Here is a 23,313-nt window from a genome sequence, read left to right as displayed (position 1 = left end):
ACGGCTCCCGGGGCGACGGACGCCAATGACCACCGGCTGCCGCCGTCGCCGTTGTCCGCGTTGCCGCCATTGCCGCCGGAGTCGCCGCTGGCGATGCCGGTGCAGGCGCTCGACCGCGGTCGCATCGCCAACCCGCCCCGCCCGACCACGCCGCCGAACATGGCCTGGCGCCGCTTCGGCGTCATCGGCGGCGTCGTGCTGTTGACCCTGGTCGCCACCTACCAGATGTGGTGGCTTCTGCGCGGCGACGGCATCGACGTGCTGGAGGGCGTGCTGCTGGTGCTGTTCGTGGCGCTGTTCGCGTGGATCGTGCAGGCCTTCGTCGGCGCCATCGCCGGCTTCGTGCTGCTGCTGCAGCGGCGGCCGCTGCGCATGGGCATGCACGCCGACGGGCCGCTGCCCGAGGTCTCCACCGCGACCGCGCTGCTGGTGCCGGTCTACAACGAGGATCCCGCGCGCGTGCTGGCCGGGGTGCAGGCGATGCACGAGTCGTTGGCGGCGACCGGCCAGCTCGGGCGCTTCGACTTCTTCGTGCTCAGCGATACGCGCCGGCCGGAACTGCAGGCCGCCGAACGCGAGGAAGTCGCGGCGCTGCGCGAGCGCCTGGGCCCGGGAGCGCGGGTGTACTACCGCCTGCGCGAGGACAACAGCGAGCGCAAGGCCGGCAACATCGCCGAGTGGGTGCGGCGCTGGGGCGGTGCCTGGCCGCAGTTCCTGATCCTCGACGCCGACAGCGTGATGTCGGGCGACACGCTGGTGCGTCTGGCCGCGGCGATGGAGCGCCACGACGACGTCGCGCTGATCCAGACGCTGCCGGTGATCGTCAACGGCAACACCGTGTTCGCGCGCATGCAGCAGTTCGCCGGCCGCGTGTACGGGCCGGTGATCGCCTATGGCGTGGCCTGGTGGCACGGCGCCGAGAGCAACTACTGGGGCCACAACGCGATGATCCGCACGCGCGCCTTCGCCGAGTGCGCGGGCCTGCCGGAGCTGCGCGGGGTGAAGCCCTTTGCCGGCACCGTGCTCAGCCACGACTTCGTCGAGGCCGCGCTGATGCGCCGCGGCGGCTGGGCGCTGCACATGATCCCCGGGCTGGGCGGCAGCTACGAGGAGGGCCCGCCCTCGCTCACCGACATGCTGGTGCGCGACCGCCGCTGGTGCCAGGGCAACCTGCAGCACGGCGCGGTGCTGCCCGGGCGCGGCCTGCACTGGGTCAGCCGCTGGCACCTGATGATCGGCATCGGCCATTACTTCACCGCGCCGATGTGGGCGATGCTGATGATCGTCGGCGTGTCGATCCCGCTGCTGCACGCGGGCTTCGGCTGGGGGCACGTGTCGCTCGACGGCTTCACTCCCACCGCGTACTGGCGCGAGCAGGACGGCGACCGCTTCATCGCCGTGTTCGTGGTGACGATGGCCATGCTGCTGTCGCCGAAGCTGATGGGCTGGCTGGCGACGATCGTGGACCCCGCCATGCGGCGAGGCTGCGGCGGTGCGCTGCGCGCCTTCATCGGGATGCTGCTGGAAACCCTGCTGGCCGCGCTGATGGCGCCGGTCACGATGTGGGTGCAGTCCCGCGGCGTGGCCGAGGTGCTGGCCGGCAAGGATTCCGGATGGGAATCGCAGCGCCGCGACGACGGCAGCCTGCCGCTGCGCGAACTGCTGCGCCTGTACGGCGGGCTGACCCTGGCCGGCGTCGTGGCCGGCGTGGCGGCGTGGATGGTGTCGCCGGCGCTGCTGGCGTGGATGTCGCCGGTGGTGCTGGGCCTGCTGCTGGCGATCCCGATCGTGGCGCTGGGCGCATCGCGCACGGCGGGCGAGTGGCTGCGGCGGCGCCGCATCTTCCTGACGCCGGAAGAGTCGGCACCGCCGCCGGTGCTGGTGCGTGCCGGCGAGCTGCGCGGCGGCGGGTCGGGCGTGGAGCATCCTGCTGAAGATCACAGCGCTGGAGTGCGCGCCGCTGCGGCGACTGACTCGGAACCGAAGCCGTAGCGTCATCGACCAGGCCCAGCATGTACCCCGAAGCCACAGGGGGCTGGACAATGAGGCGACACACCATGGCCGCGGCGCTTGCCGCGGCCCTGCTAGCAAGCGCGTGCCAGCCGCACGCGCCGCCGGCGTCGGACGCGGTGCGCGACGGTGCGACCGCTGTCGACGGCGCCGGTACGGACGCGGCTCCGGGCGATGCGCAGGGGCCGGATTCGCGCGAGTCCGTCGCGCAACTCGACCAGGCGGCCGCGCGTGCGCTGCGCGAGGGCCGGCTGTATGCGCCGGAAGGCGACAGCGCGATCGAACACTGGCTGCAGGCGCGGCGCCTCGACCCGGCGAACGCCGCGGTCAACGCGGCCATCGTCGGGCTCCAGCCCTACCTGCTGATCGGCTGCGAGCAGGCGATCGCGCGGCATGACTTCGCCGAGGCGCACCGGCTGCACGCGCTGGTGGCCGCCAGCGATCCGGCCGCGCCCGCGCTGCCGCGCCTGGCCGCGGCGATCGCCAGTGCCGAAGCCGAATCCGGCCGCGCCGAGGCCGCGCGCCTGGCCGCGGAGGAAGCCCAGCGCCAGCCCCTCGAGGCCGATGCGCGGGCGGAGGAGATGGCGCGCACCGCTGCCGCGCGCGTGGCGGCGGCTCAGGCCGCATCGGTGTCCGCTTCGTCGCCATCGCCATCGCCATCGCCATCGCCGCAGTCCGCGTCGGCAGCCGCGCCGCCGGCAGTGGCAGCGTCGACGCGCCCGCAGTCGCCTTCGTCGCAGTCGCAGTTGCAGCCCCCAGCCGTAGACGCGCTGGCCTCCGCGTCGGACGCGCCGTCGCCGCAGGTGCCGGCAGCGCCGCCGGTCCAGTCCGCCGGCGGGGAGCGCAGCGCCGGAACCGCGACGCGCCCGCCATCGCCGGCGGCACCGCCGCGCCTGCTGCACCAGCCCGCCCCGCGCTATCCCTCGCTGGCGCTCAGCCGGAAGATGGAGGGTTCGGTGCAGGTGGCCTTCACCATCCGCGCCGACGGCGCCGTGGGCGACACGCGCGTGGTCAGCGCCGACCCGCCCGGCATCTTCGACCGCTCCGCGCTGGCGGCGGTGGGCAGCTATCGATTCGAACCGCCCGGCCGCGCCATGCCTTCGGTGGTCACGGTGCGCTTCAACCTAGGCGGGTAGCCCGGAGGCGCGGGCGCGCCCCATGCATAATGGCGCGCCCGGTCCACGAGGTTGCCATGCTGCTGGAATGCATCGAGCGCGAGACGGGTCCCCAGCCGTCCTGGAGCATCCTCTGGCTGCACGGCCTGGGCGCCGACGGCCACGACTTCGTGCCGATCGTCCCCGAACTGCTGCGCCGCGGCTGGCCGGCGTTGCGCTTCGTGTTCCCGCATGCGCCGGTGCGCCCGGTGACGATCAACAACGGCGTGCCGATGCGCGCCTGGTACGACATCGTCGACATCGACCTGGCCAACCGCGCCGACGAGTCCGGCGTCAGCCAGTCGGTGGAGCAGGTCGAAGCCCTGGTCGCGCGCGAAGTGGAGCGCGGAGTGCCGCGCTCGCGGATCATCCTCGCCGGCTTCTCGCAGGGCGGCGCGGTCACGCTGGCGGCCGGCCTGCGCAGCGCCGATCCGCTGGGCGGCCTCGTCGCGCTGTCGACCTACGTCCCCGCGGCGCCGAAGGCGCGCGCGGCGCTGGCGGTGGGTGCCGAGCGGCAGCCGGTGTTCATGGCCCACGGCAGCCAGGACCCCGTGGTCCCGTTCCAGGCCGGCCAGCAGAGTGCGGCGCTGCTGCGCGAGCTCGGCTTCGAGGTCGAGTGGCATGCCTACCCGATGCCGCACTCGGTCTGCGCCGAGGAGATCCGCGACCTCGGCGACTGGCTGGCGAAGCGCTTCGACGCGGGCTGAGCGATGGGCGAACGGCGCGCCGACGAGCCCTGGCTGCCGGACCTGTGCCGGCTGCCGCGGCTGGCGGCGATGCTCGGCATCGCCCAGCTGGTGGTCATCGTCGTGGTACTGGTGCCGGACGCCGGCTCGCACTGGGACCTGCCGCGCATGCTGTCGACCAGCGGCTTCGCGCTGTGGATGGCGCTCTCGGTGTCGGTGCTGCTGTGCGTGTCGCGCCGCGCCCTGTCGCGGCTGCCGCGGCGCACCGGCGCGCTGCTCGCGGTGGCGCTGGCCGCGGCCGTGGCGGCGGCGGTCGCGGCGATCGTGCATGCGCTGTTCGCGAGCGTGGGGGATGCCGGCGAGTGGCCGTCGGCCATGCGCTTCGTGACCGGGTCGGCCGGCGTGGTCACGCTGATCACCGCGCTGGCCTTGCGCTACTTCTACGTCATCGACCGCTGGCAGGCGCAGCTGGCCGCGCATGCGCGCGCCGAGGCCGATGCCCTGCAGGCGCGGATCCGCCCGCACTTCCTGTTCAACAGCATGAACATGATCGCCAGCCTGCTGCGCCGGGATCCGGACGTGGCCGAGCGCGCGGTGCTGGACCTGTCGGACCTGTTCCGCGCCGCGCTCGGCGCGGGCGAGGACGACTCCTCGCTCGCCGAGGAAGTGCGGCTGTCCGAGCACTACCTGGGCATCGAGCAGCTGCGCCTGGGCGAGCGCCTGCGCGTGCAGTGGCGCCGCCACGAGCCGCTGCCCTGGGACCTGCCGATGCCGCGGCTGGTGCTGCAGCCGCTGCTGGAGAACGCGGTGCTGCACGGCATTTCGCGGCTCCCCGAAGGCGGGACGGTGGAGATCATCCTCGAGGCGGATGGCGAGCTCCTGCGGCTCGGCGTGCGCAATCCGTCGCTGCCGCCGGAGTCCCCGGGCGCGCGGGGCGTGCACGGCGCGGGCCATGCGCAGCGCAGCATCGCCCACCGCATCGGCTACGCCTTCGGGCCGCGTGCGCGCATGGCCTGCGGCTGGGACGCGGGCTACTATGCCTGCGAGCTCGAGCTGCCGCTGGGGAGCGGAAGGAGGACCGCATGAAGGTGGTCATCGCCGACGACGAACCGCTGGCCCGCGAGCGCCTGCGCAGCCTGCTCGCGGCCCATGCCGACATCGTGGTGGTGGCCGAGGCCGGAGACGGCCGCACCGCCCTGCAGGCCTGCGCCGAACACGAACCCGACCTGGTGCTGCTCGACATCGCCATGCCCGGCATCGACGGCCTCGAGGCCGCGCGCCACCTGGCGGCCTTCGAACCGCGCCCGGCGGTGGTGTTCTGCACTGCCTACGACGCGCACGCGCTGTCGGCCTTCGACGCCGCCGCGGTCGACTACCTGGTGAAGCCGGTGCGCGCCGAGCGCCTGCAGGCCGCGCTCGAGCGCGTGCGCACCTTCACCGCCGGGCTGGAACGCGGCCGAGCCGATGCCGGCGACGGCAAGCGCCGCACGCACCTGTGCGCGCGCCTGCGCGGCAGCCTGCGCCTGATCCCGATCGAGGACATCCACTACCTGCAGGCCGAGGAGAAGTACGTGGTGGTGCACCACGCCCGCGGCGAGGACCTGATCGAGGAGTCGCTGAAGTCGCTGGAGGAGGAGTTCGGTGACCGCTTCCTGCGCATCCACCGCAACTGCCTGGTGGCCCGGCACGAACTGGTGGAGCTGCGCCGTGATCCGGAAGGGCACGTGCACGCGATCCTGCGCCACGGGCGGGAGCCGCTGGAGGTCAGCCGGCGCTGCGTGGCGCCTCTGCGCGAGGTGCTGCGGCAGTTTTGACCGCGGGTCGGGGATAATCCCCGCATGACCACCCTCCGCATCGCCACCCGCAAGAGCCCGCTCGCCCTCTGGCAGAGCGAACACGTCGCCGACCTGCTCCGCGCCGCGCATCCTGGCCTCGAGGTCGTGCTGGTGCCCATGTCCACGCGCGGCGACGAGGTGCTCGACCGCTCGCTGTCTGCGATCGGCGGCAAGGGCCTGTTCCTGAAGGAGCTGGAGCTGGCGATGCTGCGCGGCGAGGCCGACTGCGCGGTGCATTCGCTCAAGGACGTGCCGATGGAGGTCGATGCGCCGTTCGCGCTGCCGGCGTTCCTCGAACGCGCCGACCACGCCGACGCCTTCATCAGCAACCAGTTCGCCAGCTTCGAGGCGCTGCCGCCGGGCGCCTGCGTCGGCACCTCGTCGCTGCGGCGCCAGGCGCAGCTGCGCGCGCTGCGGCCGGACCTGGAGATCCGCGACCTGCGCGGCAACGTCAACACGCGCCTGGCGAAGATCGATGCCGGCGAGTACGACGCGATCATCCTCGCCTGCGCGGGGCTGCAGCGGCTCGGGCTCGACGCCCGCATCCGTGCGCGGCTGGATGCGCCGGGCTGGCTGCCGGCGCCGGCGCAGGGCGTGATCGCGATCGAATGCCGCGGCGACGATGCCGCGGTGATGGGCCTGTGCCGCGCGCTCGACCACGCGCCCACGCGCACCAGCGCGGGCGCCGAGCGCGCGCTGAACCTCGCGCTGCACGGCAGCTGCCACGTGCCGGTGGCGGCGTTCGCGCGGCTGGACGGCGATGCGCTGCACCTGCAGGGGCTGGTGGGGTCGGCGAGCGATGGCCGTGCGGTGCGGGCGGAGGCGGCGGGCCCGGCGTCGGCGCCGGATGTCCTCGGTCGCGACGTGGCGGCCAAGCTGCTGGCCGCCGGCGCCGGCGAATTCCTCCCCGCGCCCGGCACTCTGTAGGAGCGGCTATAGCCGCGACCGGTTTCGCGGCGGAAAAGCGGGTGGAGGCGATGGCGGTCGTGGTCGCGGCTGTAGCCGCTCCTACAGCTGCTCCTGCAGCCGCTTGCGCGGCGGGCTAGAAGCGGTAGCGCAGGTTGAGCGAACTTTCGGTGTCCGTCGCGCCGCTGCCGCCGTTGCCGGCGCTGTCGTGGCGCAGTTCGAAGTTCGACTGCAGCGTCCACTGCGGCAGCAGCTCCAGGTGCAGGCCGATCACCTGGCGGGTGGTGGTGTTGAACTTCCCGGGTGAGCAGCGCGCGGTCGGCGATGTTCTGCCGCAGCTCCAGCCTGCCGCGGGCGATCGGGCCCTCCATGGCCGTGCCGTAGTCGGCGTAGGGCTGCAGGCGGTAGCCGGTGCCGAACTCGAGGCGTACGTTGGTGTCGGGCGTGCGCACCGCTTCGTAGCCGAAGCCGGCGGTGAAGCGCGAATGGCTGCCGTGGGTGACGCGCCAGTCGCGGCGCGAGGCCGGCGAGTACAGCGGATAGCGGCGCGCCGCGAGCACCGGCATGCGGATTTTCGCCAGCGGGTCGATGCTGCCGGGCACCCTGGCCTGCTCGATGCGGGTGAACCGGTTCGGCGCCTGCCAGGAAGCGTCCTCGCACACGAGCCGGTAGCAGGGGCGGCGCAGGTCGGCCCGGCCCGCCGCCAGCGCGACCGCCGCCGGCTCGCCGGGGGAGTCCGGCAAGGGCGCGATGAACACGGGCGGTGCGGCAAGGGCCAGCCAGAGGGCCGCAAGCATGGCGTCGGACTCCGGTGTAAACGGTTACACCGGCATTATCCGCGCCCGGCGCGACCGTTCCAAGGCGGCGCGGTGGTCCGGTTCAGGAACCGGCCGCGCGCCCGCTCATGGCAGCTCCCGGTGGCGGAGCCGGCCGCTGCCGAACAGTACCAGGCCGATCGACACCACCAGTCCCAGCGCGGCCCGCCAGCGCGGCGATGGCGGTTCGAAGGCGCCCAGCGGAGTCGGCGCCGCCATGATCGACGGATCGACCAGCGCCCACGCGCAGGCGATCGCGCCGGCGCAGCCGCCCACGACCATCAACACGCCGACGATCCGGTGGAGCGCCTTCATGCGTGGAAGGGGAAATGGCGCGGGATCAGCACGATCGCCAGCACGATGAAGATGAGGTTGAGCGGCAGCCCCACCTTCACGAAGTCGCGGAAGCGGTAGCCGCCCGCGGCATAGACCATGGTGTTGGTCTGGTAGCTGATCGGCGTGGCGAAGCTGGTCGATGCCGAGAAGGCCACCGCCACCAGGAAGGGCTTGCTGTCCAGGCCCAGCGACTCCGCGGTGGCGATCGCGATCGGCACCACCAGCGCGGCGGAGGCGTTGTTGCTCATGATCTCGGTCAGGAGCGACGTCATGACGTAGATCACCGCCAGCGTCGCCACCGGCCCCAGGCCGCCGACCATCCCGATGGAGAAGTCCGCGATCAGCGCCGCGGCACCGCTGTTCTGCAGCGCGATGCCCAGCGGCAGCACGCCGGCCAGCAGCAGCACCACGCGCCAGTCGATGGCGGCATAGGCCTCCTCGGGCTTGAGCACGCGCAGCAGCAGGAGCATGCAGCAGCCGATGATCGCCGAGGCGACGATGCTCATCAGCCCGGTGGCCGCCACCGCCACCACCGCGGTCAGGATGCCCAGCGCGAGCAGCGAGCGGCGGATCGAGGTGCGCGTCTGTTCGCGTTCGCCCATGACCACCAGCCCGGGGTCGGCGCGCATCAGGTCGAGCGCACTTTCCGGCGCGTCCAGCAGCAGCACGTCGCCCACGGCCAGCGGCACCTGGTCGAGCGGCTGCCGGATCGAAAGGCGGTGGCGGTGCAGGCCCTGGACGCGCGCCCGGTAGACGTGGGCGAAGCGGACATCGGCCAGCGAAAGCCCGACCAGGTGCGAGCCCGGCGCGACCATGGCTTCGGCGTACACCCGGCCGTCCTCGACATCGTCCTCGAGGTCGGTGGCGACGTGGTCGTGTGCGAGCCTGAGCTTGCGTCGCGCCGCCTCGATGTCGGGCCAGCTGCCACGCACCAGCAGGCGGTCGCCGGCCTCGATGTCGGTGCCGCGCGGTGAGGGCAGCACGCTGCGCGCGCGGATGATCTCCAGCAGGACCACGTCGCCGATGTCATGCGGCAGCAGCTCGGCGCCGCGCTTGCCGATGGCGCCCGACCTGTCGGGCACCACGAGTTCGACCACGTAGCGCCCGGCGTGGCCGCTGTCGGCCCGCTGCGGCACGCCCAGGTCGGGCAGCAGGAAGCGCCGCGCGAACATCAGGTACAGCGTGCCGGCGACCACGAAGACGAGGCCCAGCCGGCTGAATTCGAAGATGGTGAAGCCGTCATGCCCCGCCTGCCGCGCCATCGAATCGACCAGCAGGTTGGTCGAGGTGCCGATCAGGGTGCAGACGCCGCCGAACTGCGCTGCGTACGACAGCGGGATCAGGAACTTCGACGGCGGCAGGTTGTTGGCCACCGCGGCGGCGATGATCAGCGGCAGGAACACCGCCACCGCGGCGGTGTTGTTGATGAAGGCCGAGACCGCCGCGGTCAGCAGCATCATCACCAGCGCCAGCAACCAGCCCCAGCGGATGCGCGCGATGGCTTCGCCCAGCCGGTTGAGCGAGCCGCTGTGCTGCAGGCCCGCACTGAGCACGAACATCGCGGCCACGGTCACGGTGGCGGGGCTGCTGAAGCCCGACAGCGCCTCCTCGGTGCTGACCAGGCGCAGGGTGAGCAGGGCGGCCAGCGTCAGCATCGCCACCACTTCGGGCGGCATCTTTTCGCTGACGAACAGCGCCACGGCGCCGGCGAGCACGAGGAAAGTAAGCAGCATGTCTGGGGTCATGGGCGATGCGCAGCGTAGCGCAGCGGCCGCGACGGATGTGGATGCGCCGCGCGCGCCGATGGGATACTGGCCGCTTTCCGGCCCTGCCTGGGGATCGCGTGTCCAGTCCAGTTCCTTCCCGTTTCGACGTCGTCGTCATCGGCGGCGGCGCCAGCGGCACGCTCGTCTCCGCCCATCTCGCGCGCGGCGATGCGCCGCCGTCGGTGGCGCTGGTGGAGTCGTCGCCGGTGGTCGGGGAGGGCGTGGCCTACGCCACGCGGCGCGGGGAGCACCTGCTCAACGTGCGCGCCGCCGGGATGAGCGCGTTCGACGACAGCCCCGGCGATTTCGTCCGGTTCCTGCGCACCCTGCCGGAGCGCGCCGACGATGGGCGCGCCGGAGAGGATCCCGCCGAGCCCGGCCAGCGCTTCGCGCCGCGCAGGGTCTATGCCCGCTACCTCGCCGCGATCCTGGACGCGGCGCCGGGGCGCGAGCGCGTGCAGCGGGTGGCCGGAACCGCGGTGGACGTGGCGCCGGCCGCGGACGGTTTCGAGGTCGAGCTGGCCTCGGGCGCGCGCCTGCAGGCGAGGGCGGTGGTGCTGGCGGTGGGCAACCGCGCGGCGCGGCTGCCGCTCGATCCCGCTGCGGCGGCGGTCGCAGCGGTCGATGCCTGGGACTATCCGGCGGTCGCCGCGATCGCGCCGGACGCCGATGTCTGCATCCTGGGCGCCGGGCTGAGCATGGTCGACGTGGTCCTGACGCTGCGCGCCAGCGGCCACCGCGGGCGCATCGTCTCGCTGTCGCGGCGCGGCCTGGTGCCGCTGCCGCACGCGGCGCCGGCGGCTGCGGCGGCGATCGACATCGCCGGGCTGCTGGCGATGGACCTCGGCGCGCGGACCCGCGCGGTGCGCGCGCTGGCCGCCAGCGAGGAAGCGGCGGGCCGGCCCTGGCAGGGGGCGCTGGATGCGCTGCGGCCGCACGGTCAGGCGCTGTGGACGAGCCTGGATACGCACGCGCAGGCCCGCTTCCTGCGCCACTTGGTGCGGCACTGGGACGTGCATCGCCACCGGATCGCGCCGGAGGTCGCGGCGCAGCTGGACGCCGCCACGGCGGCCGGCCAGCTCGAGCGACTCGCGGGCCACCTGGTGTCCATCGAACCCGGCGCGCGGACCGCGATCGCCTGGCGGCCGCGCGGCGGCGATGCCGTGCGGCGCTTCGACACCGATGTCGTGGTCAACGCCCTCGGCATGGACAAGCGGATCGACGGCGGCAGCGGCCTGGCCGCCCGGCTGTGCGCGCGCGGGCTGCTGCGGCCCGGCCCGCACCGCATGGGCGCGGCCACGGTCGGCGAGGGCGTGCCGCTGGATGCCGATGGCGTCCCGGTGCCGGGCGTGTGGACGCTCGGCACGCTGCGCATCGGCGACCTTTGGGAGACCATCGCGATGCCGGAGCTGCGCGGCCAGGCGCGGCGCGTGGCCGACGCCGTGCGCGCCCATCTGGGGCCATAATCCGGCCATGGACCGATACGAGCGCATCCTCTCGCTGCACCGCATCCTCAGCTCCTCGCGCTACCCGGTGACGGTGGCCAGGCTTCAGGACGAGCTCGGCTGTTCGCGCGCCACCGTGTACCGCGACGTCGCCTTCCTGCGCGACGGCCTGATGGCGCCGATCGTCGGCGACGGCGAGTCGGGCATCCGCTACGACACCGAGGACAGCGGCCGCTTCGAACTGCCCGGCCTGTGGCTGAGCTCGGAAGAGCTGCACGCGCTGCTGGCCGCGCAGCAGCTGCTGTCGCGCAGCGGCGGCGGGGTGCTGTCGTCGGCGCTGGCGCCGCTGCAGTCGCGGATCGAGAAGCTTCTGAGCGAGCACTCCAGCGGCGACGCCTGGCCGGTGGAGCGCGTGCGCGTGATCCCGCACCGCACCCGGCGCCTGGACGAGCACGTGTTCCGCAGCGTGTGTTCCGCGGTGCTTGGCCGCAAGCGCCTGGCCTTCGACTACCGCGCGCGCTCCACCGACGAGAAGACCCGACGCACGGTGTCGCCGCAGCGCATCACCCACTACCGCGACAACTGGTACCTGGATGCCTGGGACCACGAGCGCGAGGGCCTGCGCAGCTTCTCGGTGGACCGGATCGCGCAGGCGCGCGGACTCGACGAGGCCGCCATCGATGTCGACGAGTCCGAGCTCGACCGCCACCTCGGCGGCGGCTACGGCATCTTCTCCGGCACGCCCAAGGGCGTGGCCACCATCGTCTTCAGCGCCAAGGCCGCGCGCTGGGTGGCCGACGAGCACTGGCACTCGCAGCAGCAGGGCCGCTACCTGGCCGATGGCCGCTACGAGCTGAAGGTGCCCTACAGCGCGCCGCGCGAGCTGCTGATGGACGTGCTGCACTACGGCAGCGACGCCGAGATCACCGCGCCGCAGTCGCTGCGCGAACAGGCGCGCACGCTGCTGTCGCTGGCACTGTCGAAGTACGAGGGCTGAGGGCGCGCCCGCGGCTCAGCGGCCGGGCGTGGGCACCGCGGCCGGCTCGAAGCCGAGTCGGCCTTCCTGTTCGGGCACCTGCGGCACGCGGCGCAGCCGGTCGGTGTTGACGCCGTGGCCGCGGATGCGACGCTCGAGCTCCAGGTAGGCCTCGTCGGTGACCACCTGCGCGCGGGTGAGGATCCAGGCATGGTCGCGCTCGTCCGCATCCAGCAGCATCCAGCTGCCGTCCACGGCCGCTTCGAGCACGCGCAGCCGCGTGGGCAGGACGCGCCAGGCGCGGACCTTCCAGACGCGATCGTCCGGGCCGGCCCGCCGCGCGGTCGTGGTGTCGGATTCCAGCGGCTCGGAGAACCCGTCGCGCCAGTAGCGCTGGATGTCGATCCTCGCGTCGCCGTCGAGGCGGAAGGTGATGCGCGTGGCGACGCGCCCGCGTTCGCCGAACCAGGGCACGCGCGCGGCCACGTACCAGTCGCCGGTCAGGGCATCGAGCGACGGCATGGCGTCGCGGCGGTCGATGCGTGCGTCGTCGCGGCGGTCGCCCCCGAACGCGGCGCAGCCCGCCAGGACCAGGCAGGCGGCCAGCAGGCAGAGCGGGCGCAGGGCGTGGAATCGGGCGATGGCGGGCAAGGTCCGGGTCATGGGCGGGTTCGGAGCGCCGCAGCCTGCCAGCGGCACGGCGAAGGAGGCGTCAACGGGATCGCAGTCCGTGAGATGGGGCGTCGGCAGGCTGGGGTCCACATCATTGGAGCGCCATCATGACAGCACGCAGACACTCCGTGTCCCCGTTTCCGCCGCGCCGCGCGGGCATCCATGCATCGCCGGACTGGGCCGGCCGCGCGGTGCTGGCACTGGCGTTCCTGGCCGCGGTGGCCATGCTCTCGCTGCCGGATGCGCGCACCGCCAGCGCGATGTTCGGCTGGTTGCCGCTGTGGCTGGCGGGCCTGCCGGCCACGGCCGGGCTGGCACTGGCGGCAGCCCGTCGCCACGCAGGCTCCTGAGCGCGGCGGAGTGGCGCGGCCCGGGCACGACCTTCGGCCCGGGGGCGGAGCCGGCGGCCTGTGCTAGCGTTGCCGGCCCATTCCGAGCCGCCGGAGCCATGTCGCAATGCACAAGCTGCCCCATGCCTGCCTGTTCGCAGCGCTTGCCGTCGCCGCCTTCGGCGTGAACGCGCAGGAGAACGCCGCCGTGACCGATCCCTACCAGTGGCTCGAGGACGTGGAGGGCGAGAAGCAGCTCGCCTGGGTCCGCGAGCAGAACGCGAAGGCCGAGGCCGAGCTGGCCGACACGCCCGGTTTCAAGGCGCTCGAGGCCGACCTGCTGGCCATCTACGACTCCGACGACAAGATCCCGGGCGTCTACAAGCAGGGCGAGTGGTACTACAACTTCTGGCGCGACCGGAACCACGAGCGCGGCATCTGGCGCCGCACCACGCTCGAGGAATACCGCAAGCCGCAGCCGAAGTGGGAGACCGTGCTCGACCTCGACGCGCTGAACAAGGCCGAGGGCGAGAACTGGGTCTGGCACGGCGCCAACTGTCTGCGCCCCGAATACACCCGCTGCCTGGTCGCGCTGTCGCGCGGCGGCGCGGACGCCGACGTCACCCGCGAGTTCGACCTGTCGACGAAGCAGTGGGTCGACGGCGGCTTCTTCCGCGACGAAGCCAAGGGCGCGCTGAGCTGGATCGACCGCGACACGGTCTACGCCTATACCGACTTCGGCGACGGCACGATGACCAGCTCCGGCTATCCGCGCATCGTCAAGCAGTGGACGCGCGGCACGCCGATCTCGGCGGCCACGGTGGTGTACGAGGGCAAGCCCGACGACATGTACATCGCCGCGGCGCACGACCACACGCCCGGCTACGAGCGCGACTTCGTCATGCGCACGCTCGCCTTCTACAACGACGAGCTGTACCTGCGTAACGCCGACGGCTCGCTGGCGAAGCTGGACCTGCCCAACTCGGCGCAGAAGTCCGTGCACCGCGAGTGGCTGGGCGTCGAGCTGCGCGAGCCCTGGGAGGTCGGCGGCAAGGCGTACAAGGCCGGTTCGCTGCTGGTGGCGAAGTTCGACGACTTCATGGCCGGCAAGCGCGAGTTCGAGGTGCTGTTCGAGCCCACCGACACCACCTCGCTGGCCGGCAGTTCGTTCACGCAGAACCACCTCGTGCTCAACGTGCTCGACGACGTCAAGAACCGCATCAGCGTGCTCACGCCCGGCGCCGGCGGCTGGACGCGCAGCGAGCTCGCGGGCGTGCCGGAATTCGGCACCGTCAGCGCCAGCGCGGTGGACAGCGACGAATCCGACGCGCTGTGGATGACGGTCACCGACTACCTGACGCCGACCACGCTGATGCTGGCCAGCGCCGCGCCCGGCGCGGCCGCGCCGGAAGTGCTGAAGACGCAACCGGCGTTCTTCGACGCCTCGACGCACGAAGTGGAGCAGCACTTCGTCGCCTCGAAGGACGGCACCCGCGTGCCCTACTTCCTGGTGCGCCCGAAGGACATGGCGTTCGACGGCGGCAATCCGACGCTCCTGTACGGCTATGGCGGCTTCGAGATCCCGATGGTGCCGGGCTATTCCGGCGGCGTCGGCAAGGGCTGGCTGGAGAAGGGCGGCACCTATGCGGTGGCCAACATCCGCGGCGGCGGCGAGTACGGCCCGCGCTGGCACCAGGCCGCGCTCAAGGCCAACCGCCACAAGGCCTACGAGGATTTCGCCGCGGTGGCGCAGGACCTGATCGACCGCAAGATCACCTCGCCCAAGCACCTCGGCATCCGCGGCGGCAGCAACGGTGGGCTCCTCACTGGCAACATGCTGACGCAGTACCCGGAGCTGTTCGGCGCCGTGGTGATCCAGGTGCCGCTGCTGGACATGCAGCGCTACCACAAGCTGCTGGCCGGCGCCTCGTGGATGGCCGAGTACGGCAACCCGGACAAGCCGGAGGAGTGGGCCTTCATCCAGAAGTTCTCGCCCTACCACCTGTTCGACGCGGCCAAGGACTACCCGCCGACCCTGATCCTGACCTCGACCCGCGACGACCGCGTCCACCCCGGCCACGCCCGCAAGATGCACGCGCTGATGACCGCGGCCGGCAAGGACGTGCGCTACTACGAGAACATCGAGGGCGGCCACGGCGGTGCGGCCAACAACCGCCAGGCGGCGCACATGGACGCGCTGTACCTGACGTTCCTCTGGCAGCATCTCGGCCGCGACGCCGAATAAGGACCGACGGGGCGCCTCAGGGCGCCCCGTTGCATTGCAACCACGGGGACCCCATCCATGAAAACCCTTGCCATCGCCAGCCTGCTGCTCATGACCGCCACCAGCCACGCCGCCACGCCCACGCCGCCCGACGTCGAGAAGCGCGCGCGCGAAGTCCGCGCTCCGCACGGCGCCGTGCGCCAGGACGAGTACTACTGGCTGCGCGACGACAAGCGCGAGGACAAGGCCATGCTGGCCTACCTTGAAGCCGAGAACGCCTACGTGGACGCGGTGGTGGCGCCGCTCAAGCCGGTCGAGGACCGCCTGTACGACGAGTTCGTCGCCCGCATCAAGCAGGACGACGCCAGCGTGCCGTTCCGCGACAACGGCTGGTGGTACTACTCGCGCTACGAGACCGGCAAGGACTATCCGGTGCACGCGCGCCGCAAGGACGCCGAAGGCCTGGGCGCGGCGGAAGTCATGCGCCTGAACGAAGCCGGGGATTTCGCCGCCGAGCAGGTGCTGCTCGACGTCAACGCCATGGCCGAGGGCAAGGACTACTTCTCGGTCGGCGTGTACGAGACCAGCCCCGACAACCGCATCCTGGCCTGGGCCGACGACAGCGTCGGTCGCCGCCAGTACACGATCCGCTTCCGCAACCTCGAGACCGGCGAAGTGTATCCGGAGGCGATCCCCGGCCTGTCCGCGGACATGGTCTGGGCCGACGACAACCGTACGCTGTTCTACGTCGAGAACGACCCGGAGACGCTGCTGACCGTGCGCGTGAAGAAGCACGTGCTGGGCACGCCGGTGGCCGACGACGTGCTGGTGTACGAAGAGAAGGACGACAGCTTCTACATCGGCCTGTCGCGCACCCGCGACGACCGCTTCATCTGCATCGGCGTCGAGAGCACGGTATCGAGCGAGCTGCGCTGCACGCCGGCCGCGAATCCGGGTGACTTCACCGTGCTGGCGCCGCGCGAGCGCGACGTCGAATACGACGCCGATCACTTCGACGGCCGCTGGGTGATCCTCACCAACGCCCCGGACGCCGCCGGCAACAAGGCGCCGAACTACCGCCTGGTCACGGCACCGACCGCGTCCACCTCGCGCGCGGAGTGGACCGACGTGGTCGCGCACCGCGACGATGTGCTGCTGGAAGGCTTCGAACTGTTCAAGGGGTTCACCGCGCTCGCCGAGCGCTCGAACGCGCTCGAACGCATCCGCCTGCTCAAGGCCGACGGCAGCGAGGAGTACGTGGCCGCCGACGAGCCCGCGTACTCGATGGGCCTGTCGGTCAACGCCGAGCCGGACACCGAGTGGCTGCGCTACGGATACACCTCGATGACCACGCCGGGTACCACCTACGAGCTCAACGTCGCCACCGGCGAGCGCCGCCTGCTCAAGCAGCAGCCGGTGATCGGCTACGACCCCTCGAAGTACGCCACCGAGCGCACCTGGGCCACCGCCCGCGACGGCACCCGCATCCCGGTGTCGCTGGTGTACCGCAAGGGCTTCAGGAAGGATGGCACCGCGGCGCTGCTGCAGTACGCCTACGGCAGCTACGGCATGTCGATGGACCCCGGCTACAGCCTGACCACCACCAGCCTGCTCGACCGCGGCATGGTCTACGCCATCGCCCACATCCGCGGTGGCCAGGAGATGGGCCGCAAGTGGTACGACGACGGCAAGCTGCGCAACAAGGTCAACACCTTCACCGACTTCATCGACGTCACCGACCACCTGGTGGCCGAGGGCTGGGCGGCGAAGGATCGCGTCGCAGCTTACGGCGGCAGCGCCGGCGGCCTGCTGATGGGCGCGATCTCGAACATGGCGCCGGAGAAGTACCGCCTGATCCTGTCGCAGGTGCCGTTCGTGGACGTGGTGACCACCATGCTCGACCGCAGCATCCCGCTGACCACCAACGAGTACGACGAGTGGGGCAACCCCGAGCGCAAGGCCGACTACGACTACATGGTCACCTACTCGCCCTACGACAACCTGGAAGCGAAGGCCTACCCGGCGATGTTCATCGGCACCGGCCTGTGGGATTCGCAGGTGCAGTACTGGGAACCGGCGAAGTACGTGGCGCGGCTGCGCGACCTGAACACCTCGGGTGCGCCGGTGCTGTTCCGCACCAACATGGACGCCGGCCACGGCGGCAAATCCGGGCGCTTCCGCCGCTACCGCGAACTGGCCGAGATGTACGCCTTCATGCTCGACCAGCTCGGCGTGGGCGCCGGCGACGCGCCCGCCGACTGAGGCCGAGGCAGCTCCCGCCCCACAAAAGGCATGATGGCGGGATGGAACCGGAATCCCGCATGCACGCGACGAAGCCGCGGCCGCCGTCGGCACCGTCCAGCAGCGCGCGTCCCGGCGCGCGCGCCGGGCGCTTCCGCTGGGCCTGGTGGCTGCTGGCGTACGCCGCGCTCGGCCTCGGCCTGCTCGGCGTGGTGCTGCCGGGGCTGCCGACGGTGCCCTTCATCCTGCTGTCGGCCTGGGCCGCGGCGCAGGGCTCCGAGCGCCTGCATGCCTGGCTGCTGGCGCATCCGAGGTTCGGGACGATGATCCGCGACTGGCACGAGCATGGGGCGGTCACGCGCCGGTCGAAGTGGCTGGCCAGCGGTGCGATGCTGGCGTCCGCGGCGCTGCTGCTGGCCACGGCCTGGTGGACGGGCTACCAGCGCTGGTGGGCGGTGGCGATGCCGATCGCCTGCATGGTGGTGGTGGGCGCATGGCTGTGGATGCGGCCGGAACCGCCGCCGCGCTAGACTGCGGCCATGAACACCCGCGCCCTGCTGCCCCTCGTCCTGCTGTCCTCCGCGCTCGCGCTGTCCGCCTGCGGCAACAAGGGGCCCTTGCTCCCGCCGCCGGCGCCGGACGACGAGGAGTGGCCGGACGAGCAGGTGGACGACGCCGGCACCGGCACCGATGCGGACGCGCAGGATGACGCCGTCGATCCCGTGTCCGACGACCCCGCGCGCGACGACGCCGACGGTGCCGAACCGCTGCCCGAAGCCGACGTCGATGGTGAAGGCGACGATCAGGCGGCGCCCGTCGACGATGGTGATGGCGGCGCCTGATCCCGTGGACGCCGCGGCCGCCCCGGCCGGGCTGCGCTTCAGCAAGATGCACGGCGCCGGCAACGACTTCGTGGTGCTCGACCTGCGCGGCGGCATGCCGCCGCCGGACGCGGCGTTGTGCCGCCTGCTTGCCGACCGGCACCGCGGCGTCGGCTGCGACCAGATCCTGACCATCGCGGCGCCGCGCAGCGCCGATGCGGTGGCGTCCTATGGCATCTGGAACGCCGACGGCTCGCCCTCGCAGCAGTGCGGCAATGGCGCGCGCTGCGTCGCCGCCTGGCTGGTGCGCGACGGCGCGGCATCGGGTGACTTCGTCCTCGACAGCCCGCTGGCCAGCCACCGCGTGCGCCAGCTCGACGACGGCGGTTTCGAGGTCGCGATAGGCGCGCCCGCGTTCGCGCCGGCCGCGATCCCGCTGGCCGGCTTCGACCGCGAGGCCGACGCCTACGCCATCGCGATCGATGGCCGCACGTGGCCGCTTGGCGCGGTGTCGATGGGCAATCCGCACGCGGTGCTCGAGGTCGACGATGTCGACGCCGCGCCGGTGGCCGAGCTTGGCGCGGCGCTGCAGCAGCATCCGGCCTTCCCGCAGCAGTGCAACGCCGGCTTCGCCCAGGTGCTCGACGCCGGCCACGTCCGCTTGCGCGTGCATGAGCGCGGCGTCGGCGAAACGCTGGCCTGTGGCAGCGGCGCCTGCGCGGCGGTGGCCGTGCTTGCGCGGCGCGGGCGCGTCGATGCCGCCACGGGCGTCGATGTCGAACTGCCCGGCGGCACGCTCCGCATCCAGCAAGGCACCGACGGCATCCTGCGCATGGCGGGGCCGGCGGCATTCGTCTACGAAGGGGAATTCAACGCATGAACGACATCGTCGAGAAGCTCGGCGCCCACGAGGTCGCGGCCTGGCTGCGCCGCCACCCCGACTTCCTGAAGCAGTTCCCGGACCTGGCCATCAGCATGGTGGTCCCGCGCGAGGACGGTCCGGCCGCGTCGCTGGCCAGCTACCAGCTGGAAGTGCTGCGCGACAAGAATCGCGAGCTGTCGCGCCGGCTGCAGGACCTGTACGCGGTTTCCCAGGAGAACGAGCGCCTGGCCGTGCGCACGCACCAGTTGACGCTGGCGCTGATGCGTCCGGGCAGCGCGGCGGGCGTGGTGCGCGCGATGGTCGCGACCCTGGCCGAGGACTTCAACGGCGACCTGGTGCGGGTGGTGCTGTTCGATGAGCTTCCGGGCTTGGCCGACGAGGAGTGGCTGCAGGTCATCGCGCGCGACGACCGCCGCCTGCAGCCCTTCGCCGACTGCATCCGCGAGGGCGAACCGCTGTGCGGCCGCCTGCATCCGGACAAGCAGGCGCTGCTGTACGCCGCGCGCGTGGACGAGGTGGCGTCCACCGCGCTGCTGCCGATCGCCGGCGTCGGCCTGGTCGCCGTCGGCAGCCGCGACCCCAACCGCTTCTATCCCGGCATGGGCACGCTGTTCCTGCGCATGATGGGCGAGGCCTTCGCGGTGGCGCTGCTGCGCCATCGCGACTGAGCCTCCGGACGCGCGGCGTGGCGGCCACGGCGGGTGCGGAAGGCGCGGCCACGGCCGGCCTGCATCCGGCGGTGGCCGACTACCTCTCGCACCTCGAGGTCGAGCGCCGCATGTCGGCGCACACCCTCGACGCCTACCGGCGCGACCTGGCCGCGCTTGCGCAGTGGGCCACCGCCCAGGGACATGACGACCTGCTCGCCCTGGACAGCGCCGCGGTCCGCGCCTTCGTCGCCGCCGAACACCGCCGCGGCCTCTCGCCCAAGAGCCTGCAGCGCCGGCTGTCCGGCTGCCGCAGCTTCTTCCAGTGGCTGCTGAAGCACGGCCGCGTCGTCGCCAATCCTGCATCCGGCGTGCGTGCGCCGCAGGTGCCGCGCAAGCTGCCGCAGGTGCTGGACGTGGACGAGGCCGTGGCGCTGGTCGAAGTCCCCACCGACGCGCCGCTGGGCCTGCGCGACCGCGCCCTGCTCGAGCTGTTCTATTCCTCCGGCCTGCGCCTGTCGGAACTGCGCCTGCTGCGCTGGCGCGACCTGGACCTGGAGCAGGGCCTGGTGACAGTGCTGGGCAAGGGCAGCCGGCAGCGCACCGTGCCGGTGGGATCGCACGCCTGCCGGGCACTGGCGGAATGGCGCGCCGAACCGGCCGCCGGTGGCGCTCCCGGAGCCGTGCCCGGACCCGAGGCCCCCGTCTTCCCCGGCCGTGGCGGCGCACCGATCACCGCGCGTGCGATCCAGCTGCGCCTGCGCGCCCTGGGCCAGCGCCAGGGCCTGTTCAAGCACGTGCACCCGCACATGTTGCGACACTCCTTCGCCAGCCACGTGCTGGAGTCGTCCGGCGACCTGCGCGGCGTGCAGGAACTGCTGGGGCATGCCGACATCGCCACCACCCAGATCTACACCCACCTGGACTTCCAGCACCTGGCGAAGGTGTACGACGACGCGCACCCGCGGGCGAAGCGGCGGAAATAGCGCTTGAAGCCCCCGCGGGCTGTCCCCACGTCTGGGGTTCAGCCCCCGGAGGCCGCATGGACCCCAGCCAGAACCCCCACGTCTTCCACGCCACCACCATCGTCTCGGTGCGCCGCGAGGGCCGCGTCGCCATTGCCGGCGACGGCCAGGTGACCCTCGGCAACACGGTGATGAAGGCCAACGCGCGCAAGGTGCGTCGGCTTGGCAAGGATGGCCAGATCCTCGCCGGCTTTGCCGGCGCCGCCGCCGACGCCTTCACCCTGTTCGAACTGTTCGAGTCGAAGCTCGAAAAGCACGGCCAGCTCACCCGCGCCGCGGTGGAGCTCGCCAAGGACTGGCGCACCGAGCGCCGCTTCGGAAAGCTCGAGGCGCTGCTGGCGGTGGCCGACCGCGAGACCTCGCTGATCATCAGCGGTACCGGCGACGTGATCGAGCCCGAAGACGGGCTGATCGCGATCGGCTCCGGCGGTCCCTTCGCGCTGTCGGCCGCGCGCGCGCTGCTCGCGCATACGCAGATGGACGCGCGTACGATCGCCCTCGAGGCGCTCAACATCGCCGGCGACGTCTGCATCTACACCAACCGCAACGTCGTCGTCGAAGAGCTTTGACCATGAAGATCGATACCTCCCACGCCAGCATGACCCCGCGCGAAATCGTGCAGGAGCTCGACCGCCACATCGTCGGCCAGCAGGAGGCCAAGCGCGCGGTCGCGATCGCGCTGCGCAACCGCTGGCGCCGCGCCCAGCTCGGCGACGAGCTGCGCAACGAGGTGATGCCGAAGAACATCCTGATGATCGGCCCCACCGGCGTCGGCAAGACCGAGATCGCGCGGCGGCTCGCCACGCTGGCCAATGCGCCTTTCGTGAAGGTGGAAGCCACCCGCTTCACCGAGGTCGGCTACGTCGGCAAGGACGTCGAGCAGATCATCCGCGACCTCGCCGACACCGCGGTCAAGCTCTACCGCGAGCAGGCCAAGCAGAAGATGCGCACCCAAGCCGAGGAGCGCGCCGAGGACCGCATCCTCGACGCCCTGCTGCCGAAGCGCGAGCAGCCGCAGGCACCGTTCGGCTTCGGCGCTGCGGGCGGGCAGGGCAGCACCACCGTCGACATCGGCGCCGAGCCGTCGTCGCGTGAATCGGAGACCCGCCAGAAACTGCGCCGCCAGCTGCGCGCCGGCGAACTCGACGAGCGCGAGATCGAGCTAGACCTCAGCGCCGGCGGCGGCGTCGACATCATGACCCCGCCGGGCATGGAGGAGATGGGCCAGCAGCTGCGGCAGATGTTCGCCAACCTCGGCAGCGGCCGCACCCAGAAGCGCAGCCTGGCGATCCGCGCCGCGCGCCCGCTGCTGATCGAGGAAGAAGCCGGCAAGCTGGTCAACGAGGACGAAGTGCGCGCCGCCGCGATCGAGGCCTGCGAACAGCACGGCATCGTCTTCATCGACGAGATCGACAAGGTCGCCAAGCGCAGCGAAGGCATGGGCGCCGACGTCAGCCGCGAAGGCGTGCAGCGCGACCTGCTGCCGCTGGTCGAAGGCTCGACCGTCAGCACCAAGTACGGCCCGGTGAAGACCGACCACATCCTGTTCATCGCCTCCGGCGCCTTCCACCTGGCCAAGCCCAGCGACCTGATCCCGGAGATGCAGGGCCGTTTCCCGATCCGCGTCGAGCTGACCGCGCTGAGCAAGGACGACTTCGTGCGCATCCTGACCGAACCGAAGGCTGCGCTGACGAAGCAGTACGTCGAGCTGATGAAGACCGAAGGCCTGGACCTGGCGTTCACCGACGACGCCATCGACCGGCTCGCCGAGATTGCCGCCGACGTCAACGAGCGCCAGGAGAACATCGGCGCCCGCCGCCTGCACACGGTGCTGGAACGGCTGCTGGACAGCCTGAGCTTCGAGGCGCCGGACCGCGGCGGGCAGGTGGCCATCGATCGCGCCTACGTCGACGCCCAGCTGGGTGGGCTGGTGCAGGACCAGGATCTGAGCCGGTACATCCTCTGAGTCCGGCGCCGGGGGCCTTTCTCCGCAAGGGAAGGCCCCTGGCGTTAAGCAGGCGGATCGGCTCCGGCGAACGATGGCTGGCAGACTGGCGGCCCCTGTCATTCCTGCGAGGCCCACCATGCTTCGATCCGTCCTGGTCTCTGGCGTCGCCCTTCCGCTGCTGCTGGCGGCCGCGCCCGCCGCCGCCCGCGATGTCTCCTGCCGCCTCGACTTCGACATGGCCGGCTGGTCGGCGTTCTACAAGACCGCCTCGGGCACCGGCCGCGTCAGCTGCGACAACGGCCAGGCCATGGCCGTGAGCATCAGCGCCAAGGGCGGCGGCCTGACCGTGGGCAAGTCCGAGATCCGCGGCGGCCGCGGCGAGTTCTCCGGGGTGCGCTCGATCAGTGAAGTGCTTGGCACCTACGCAACGGCCGAAGCCCACGCCGGCGTGGTGAAGTCCAGCAAGGCCCAGGTGATGACCAAGGGCGAGGTGTCGCTGGCCCTGGCCGGAACGGGCGAGGGCGTGGACCTGGGCGTGGCGTTCGGGGCGTTCACGATCGAGGCGCGCTGAGGGCGGCCCGTCGCGGATCGAGC

The 23,313-nt window shown here is 72.0% G+C and carries 23 protein-coding genes; 19 read left to right on the top strand and 4 right to left on the bottom strand.

Annotation, left to right across the window (positions count from 1 at the left end; genetic code table 11):
- Positions 1-36 precede the first annotated feature (36 nt).
- Genes mdoH through hemC form a run of 6 tightly spaced genes read left to right on the top strand, consistent with a single transcriptional unit; the run spans position 37 to position 6,612 of the window.
- A complete protein-coding gene (gene mdoH, locus IE168_RS06055; RefSeq protein ID WP_229823203.1) occupies positions 37-1,992 on the top strand; it encodes a glucans biosynthesis glucosyltransferase MdoH in 1,956 nt (651 codons plus the stop codon).
- Positions 1,993-2,042: 50 nt separating this feature from the next.
- Positions 2,043-3,146: an energy transducer TonB gene (locus tag IE168_RS06050; RefSeq protein ID WP_189496225.1), complete on the top strand. Its 1,104-nt coding sequence runs from the start codon at positions 2,043-2,045 to the stop codon at positions 3,144-3,146.
- A 56-nt stretch (positions 3,147-3,202) separates the two neighbouring features.
- The gene (locus IE168_RS06045) at positions 3,203-3,871 is read left to right on the top strand and encodes an alpha/beta hydrolase (protein ID WP_189496457.1); all 669 of its coding nucleotides are present in this window, start codon (positions 3,203-3,205) and stop codon (positions 3,869-3,871) included.
- Positions 3,872-3,874: 3 nt separating this feature from the next.
- Positions 3,875-4,936 carry a sensor histidine kinase gene (locus IE168_RS06040; protein WP_189496222.1) on the top strand — a complete coding sequence of 354 codons (1,062 nt, stop codon included), beginning with the start codon at positions 3,875-3,877 and terminating at the stop codon, positions 4,934-4,936.
- Positions 4,933-5,664: a LytR/AlgR family response regulator transcription factor gene (locus IE168_RS06035; RefSeq protein ID WP_189496220.1), complete on the top strand. Its 732-nt coding sequence runs from the start codon at positions 4,933-4,935 to the stop codon at positions 5,662-5,664. The genes IE168_RS06040 and IE168_RS06035 overlap by 4 nt, the downstream gene beginning before the upstream one ends.
- Positions 5,665-5,688: 24 nt before the next feature.
- A complete protein-coding gene (gene hemC / locus IE168_RS06030) occupies positions 5,689-6,612 on the top strand; it encodes a hydroxymethylbilane synthase (RefSeq protein WP_189496218.1) in 924 nt (307 codons plus the stop codon).
- 115 nt (positions 6,613-6,727) lie between these two features.
- Here the strand turns inward: hemC and IE168_RS06025 are convergent, their stop codons facing one another.
- From IE168_RS06025 to IE168_RS06015, 3 genes are all read right to left on the bottom strand, one after another.
- On the bottom strand, positions 6,728-6,865 hold the full coding sequence (locus IE168_RS06025) for a hypothetical protein (RefSeq protein WP_189496216.1): 138 nt from the start codon (positions 6,863-6,865) through the stop codon (positions 6,728-6,730).
- 628 nt (positions 6,866-7,493) lie between these two features.
- Complete coding sequence (locus IE168_RS06020; RefSeq protein ID WP_189496214.1) at positions 7,494-7,721, bottom strand: hypothetical protein; 228 nt, start codon at positions 7,719-7,721, stop codon at positions 7,494-7,496.
- Positions 7,718-9,487 (bottom strand): SLC13 family permease, encoded by a 1,770-nt coding sequence (locus tag IE168_RS06015; RefSeq protein WP_189496212.1) that lies wholly within the window; start codon positions 9,485-9,487, stop codon positions 7,718-7,720. Before IE168_RS06015 ends, IE168_RS06020 begins: the two co-directional genes overlap by 4 nt.
- 98 nt (positions 9,488-9,585) lie before the next feature.
- Between IE168_RS06015 and IE168_RS06010 the strand changes: the two genes are divergently transcribed.
- Both IE168_RS06010 and IE168_RS06005 read left to right on the top strand, forming a co-directional pair.
- The gene (locus IE168_RS06010) at positions 9,586-10,974 is read left to right on the top strand and encodes an FAD/NAD(P)-binding protein (RefSeq protein ID WP_189496210.1); all 1,389 of its coding nucleotides are present in this window, start codon (positions 9,586-9,588) and stop codon (positions 10,972-10,974) included.
- A gap of 7 nt (positions 10,975-10,981) precedes the next feature.
- Positions 10,982-11,950 carry a helix-turn-helix transcriptional regulator gene (locus IE168_RS06005; protein ID WP_189496208.1) on the top strand — a complete coding sequence of 323 codons (969 nt, stop codon included), beginning with the start codon at positions 10,982-10,984 and terminating at the stop codon, positions 11,948-11,950.
- Positions 11,951-11,965: 15 nt separating this feature from the next.
- On the opposite strand, the gene IE168_RS06000 is transcribed toward IE168_RS06005, so the two are convergent.
- On the bottom strand, positions 11,966-12,592 hold the full coding sequence (locus tag IE168_RS06000) for a lipocalin family protein (protein ID WP_189496206.1): 627 nt from the start codon (positions 12,590-12,592) through the stop codon (positions 11,966-11,968).
- A 137-nt stretch (positions 12,593-12,729) separates the two neighbouring features.
- On the opposite strand from IE168_RS06000, the gene IE168_RS05995 reads away from it, so the two are divergent.
- The 11 genes from IE168_RS05995 (at position 12,730) to IE168_RS05945 (ending at position 23,290) form a co-directional block, all read left to right on the top strand.
- Entirely contained in the window at positions 12,730-12,951 is a 222-nt protein-coding gene (locus IE168_RS05995) for a hypothetical protein (protein ID WP_189496204.1), read from the top strand.
- A gap of 106 nt (positions 12,952-13,057) precedes the next feature.
- Entirely contained in the window at positions 13,058-15,175 is a 2,118-nt protein-coding gene (locus IE168_RS05990; RefSeq protein ID WP_189496202.1) for a prolyl oligopeptidase family serine peptidase, read from the top strand.
- 57 nt (positions 15,176-15,232) lie between these two features.
- Positions 15,233-17,416 (top strand): S9 family peptidase, encoded by a 2,184-nt coding sequence (locus IE168_RS05985; protein WP_189496200.1) that lies wholly within the window; start codon positions 15,233-15,235, stop codon positions 17,414-17,416.
- Between the two features lie 59 nt (positions 17,417-17,475).
- Entirely contained in the window at positions 17,476-17,925 is a 450-nt protein-coding gene (locus IE168_RS05980) for a YbaN family protein (RefSeq protein WP_189496198.1), read from the top strand.
- A gap of 9 nt (positions 17,926-17,934) precedes the next feature.
- The gene (gene lptM / locus IE168_RS05975) at positions 17,935-18,237 is read left to right on the top strand and encodes an LPS translocon maturation chaperone LptM (protein ID WP_189496196.1); all 303 of its coding nucleotides are present in this window, start codon (positions 17,935-17,937) and stop codon (positions 18,235-18,237) included.
- Between the two features lie 4 nt (positions 18,238-18,241).
- Complete coding sequence (gene dapF, locus IE168_RS05970; protein WP_386659158.1) at positions 18,242-19,096, top strand: diaminopimelate epimerase; 855 nt, start codon at positions 18,242-18,244, stop codon at positions 19,094-19,096.
- On the top strand, positions 19,093-19,767 hold the full coding sequence (locus tag IE168_RS05965) for a DUF484 family protein (RefSeq protein WP_189496194.1): 675 nt from the start codon (positions 19,093-19,095) through the stop codon (positions 19,765-19,767). Before dapF ends, IE168_RS05965 begins: the two co-directional genes overlap by 4 nt.
- A 17-nt stretch (positions 19,768-19,784) precedes the next feature.
- Positions 19,785-20,732 carry a tyrosine recombinase XerC gene (xerC, locus tag IE168_RS05960; RefSeq protein ID WP_308430342.1) on the top strand — a complete coding sequence of 316 codons (948 nt, stop codon included), beginning with the start codon at positions 19,785-19,787 and terminating at the stop codon, positions 20,730-20,732.
- A 56-nt stretch (positions 20,733-20,788) separates the two neighbouring features.
- Positions 20,789-21,340 (top strand): ATP-dependent protease subunit HslV, encoded by a 552-nt coding sequence (hslV, locus tag IE168_RS05955; protein ID WP_189496192.1) that lies wholly within the window; start codon positions 20,789-20,791, stop codon positions 21,338-21,340.
- Between the two features lie 2 nt (positions 21,341-21,342).
- The gene (gene hslU, locus IE168_RS05950; protein WP_229823161.1) at positions 21,343-22,737 is read left to right on the top strand and encodes an ATP-dependent protease ATPase subunit HslU; all 1,395 of its coding nucleotides are present in this window, start codon (positions 21,343-21,345) and stop codon (positions 22,735-22,737) included.
- A gap of 118 nt (positions 22,738-22,855) precedes the next feature.
- Positions 22,856-23,290, top strand: a complete 435-nt coding sequence (locus IE168_RS05945) for a hypothetical protein (protein ID WP_189496190.1) — start codon at positions 22,856-22,858, stop codon at positions 23,288-23,290.
- The last annotated feature ends 23 nt before the right edge of the window (positions 23,291-23,313 follow it).

Source organism: Luteimonas padinae, from assembly GCF_014652935.1.
In the GTDB taxonomy this organism is placed as follows: domain Bacteria; phylum Pseudomonadota; class Gammaproteobacteria; order Xanthomonadales; family Xanthomonadaceae; genus Luteimonas; species Luteimonas padinae.
Note: the sequence above shows the minus strand (reverse complement) of the source record. Positions and strands in the feature narration are given on the sequence as shown.

Excerpts from the sequence above, each read along its gene's own strand:
- IE168_RS05945 (WP_189496190.1), top strand. The coding sequence starts at position 22,856 with ATGCTTCGATCCGTCCTGGTCTCTGGCGTCGCCCTTCCGCTGCTGCTG.
- IE168_RS05990 (WP_189496202.1), top strand. The coding sequence starts at position 13,058 with ATGCACAAGCTGCCCCATGCCTGCCTGTTCGCAGCGCTTGCCGTCGCC.
- IE168_RS06020 (WP_189496214.1), bottom strand. The coding sequence starts at position 7,721 with ATGAAGGCGCTCCACCGGATCGTCGGCGTGTTGATGGTCGTGGGCGGC.
- IE168_RS06005 (WP_189496208.1), top strand. The coding sequence starts at position 10,982 with ATGGACCGATACGAGCGCATCCTCTCGCTGCACCGCATCCTCAGCTCC.
- lptM (WP_189496196.1), top strand. The coding sequence starts at position 17,935 with ATGAACACCCGCGCCCTGCTGCCCCTCGTCCTGCTGTCCTCCGCGCTC.
- IE168_RS06035 (WP_189496220.1), top strand. The coding sequence starts at position 4,933 with ATGAAGGTGGTCATCGCCGACGACGAACCGCTGGCCCGCGAGCGCCTG.
- IE168_RS06000 (WP_189496206.1), bottom strand. The coding sequence starts at position 12,592 with ATGACCCGGACCTTGCCCGCCATCGCCCGATTCCACGCCCTGCGCCCG.
- IE168_RS06045 (WP_189496457.1), top strand. The coding sequence starts at position 3,203 with ATGCTGCTGGAATGCATCGAGCGCGAGACGGGTCCCCAGCCGTCCTGG.
- IE168_RS06040 (WP_189496222.1), top strand. The coding sequence starts at position 3,875 with ATGGGCGAACGGCGCGCCGACGAGCCCTGGCTGCCGGACCTGTGCCGG.
- IE168_RS05985 (WP_189496200.1), top strand. The coding sequence starts at position 15,233 with ATGAAAACCCTTGCCATCGCCAGCCTGCTGCTCATGACCGCCACCAGC.
- IE168_RS06050 (WP_189496225.1), top strand. The coding sequence starts at position 2,043 with ATGAGGCGACACACCATGGCCGCGGCGCTTGCCGCGGCCCTGCTAGCA.
- hslU (WP_229823161.1), top strand. The coding sequence starts at position 21,343 with ATGAAGATCGATACCTCCCACGCCAGCATGACCCCGCGCGAAATCGTG.
- hslV (WP_189496192.1), top strand. The coding sequence starts at position 20,789 with ATGGACCCCAGCCAGAACCCCCACGTCTTCCACGCCACCACCATCGTC.
- IE168_RS06015 (WP_189496212.1), bottom strand. The coding sequence starts at position 9,487 with ATGACCCCAGACATGCTGCTTACTTTCCTCGTGCTCGCCGGCGCCGTG.
- IE168_RS05965 (WP_189496194.1), top strand. The coding sequence starts at position 19,093 with ATGAACGACATCGTCGAGAAGCTCGGCGCCCACGAGGTCGCGGCCTGG.
- hemC (WP_189496218.1), top strand. The coding sequence starts at position 5,689 with ATGACCACCCTCCGCATCGCCACCCGCAAGAGCCCGCTCGCCCTCTGG.
- IE168_RS05980 (WP_189496198.1), top strand. The coding sequence starts at position 17,476 with ATGCACGCGACGAAGCCGCGGCCGCCGTCGGCACCGTCCAGCAGCGCG.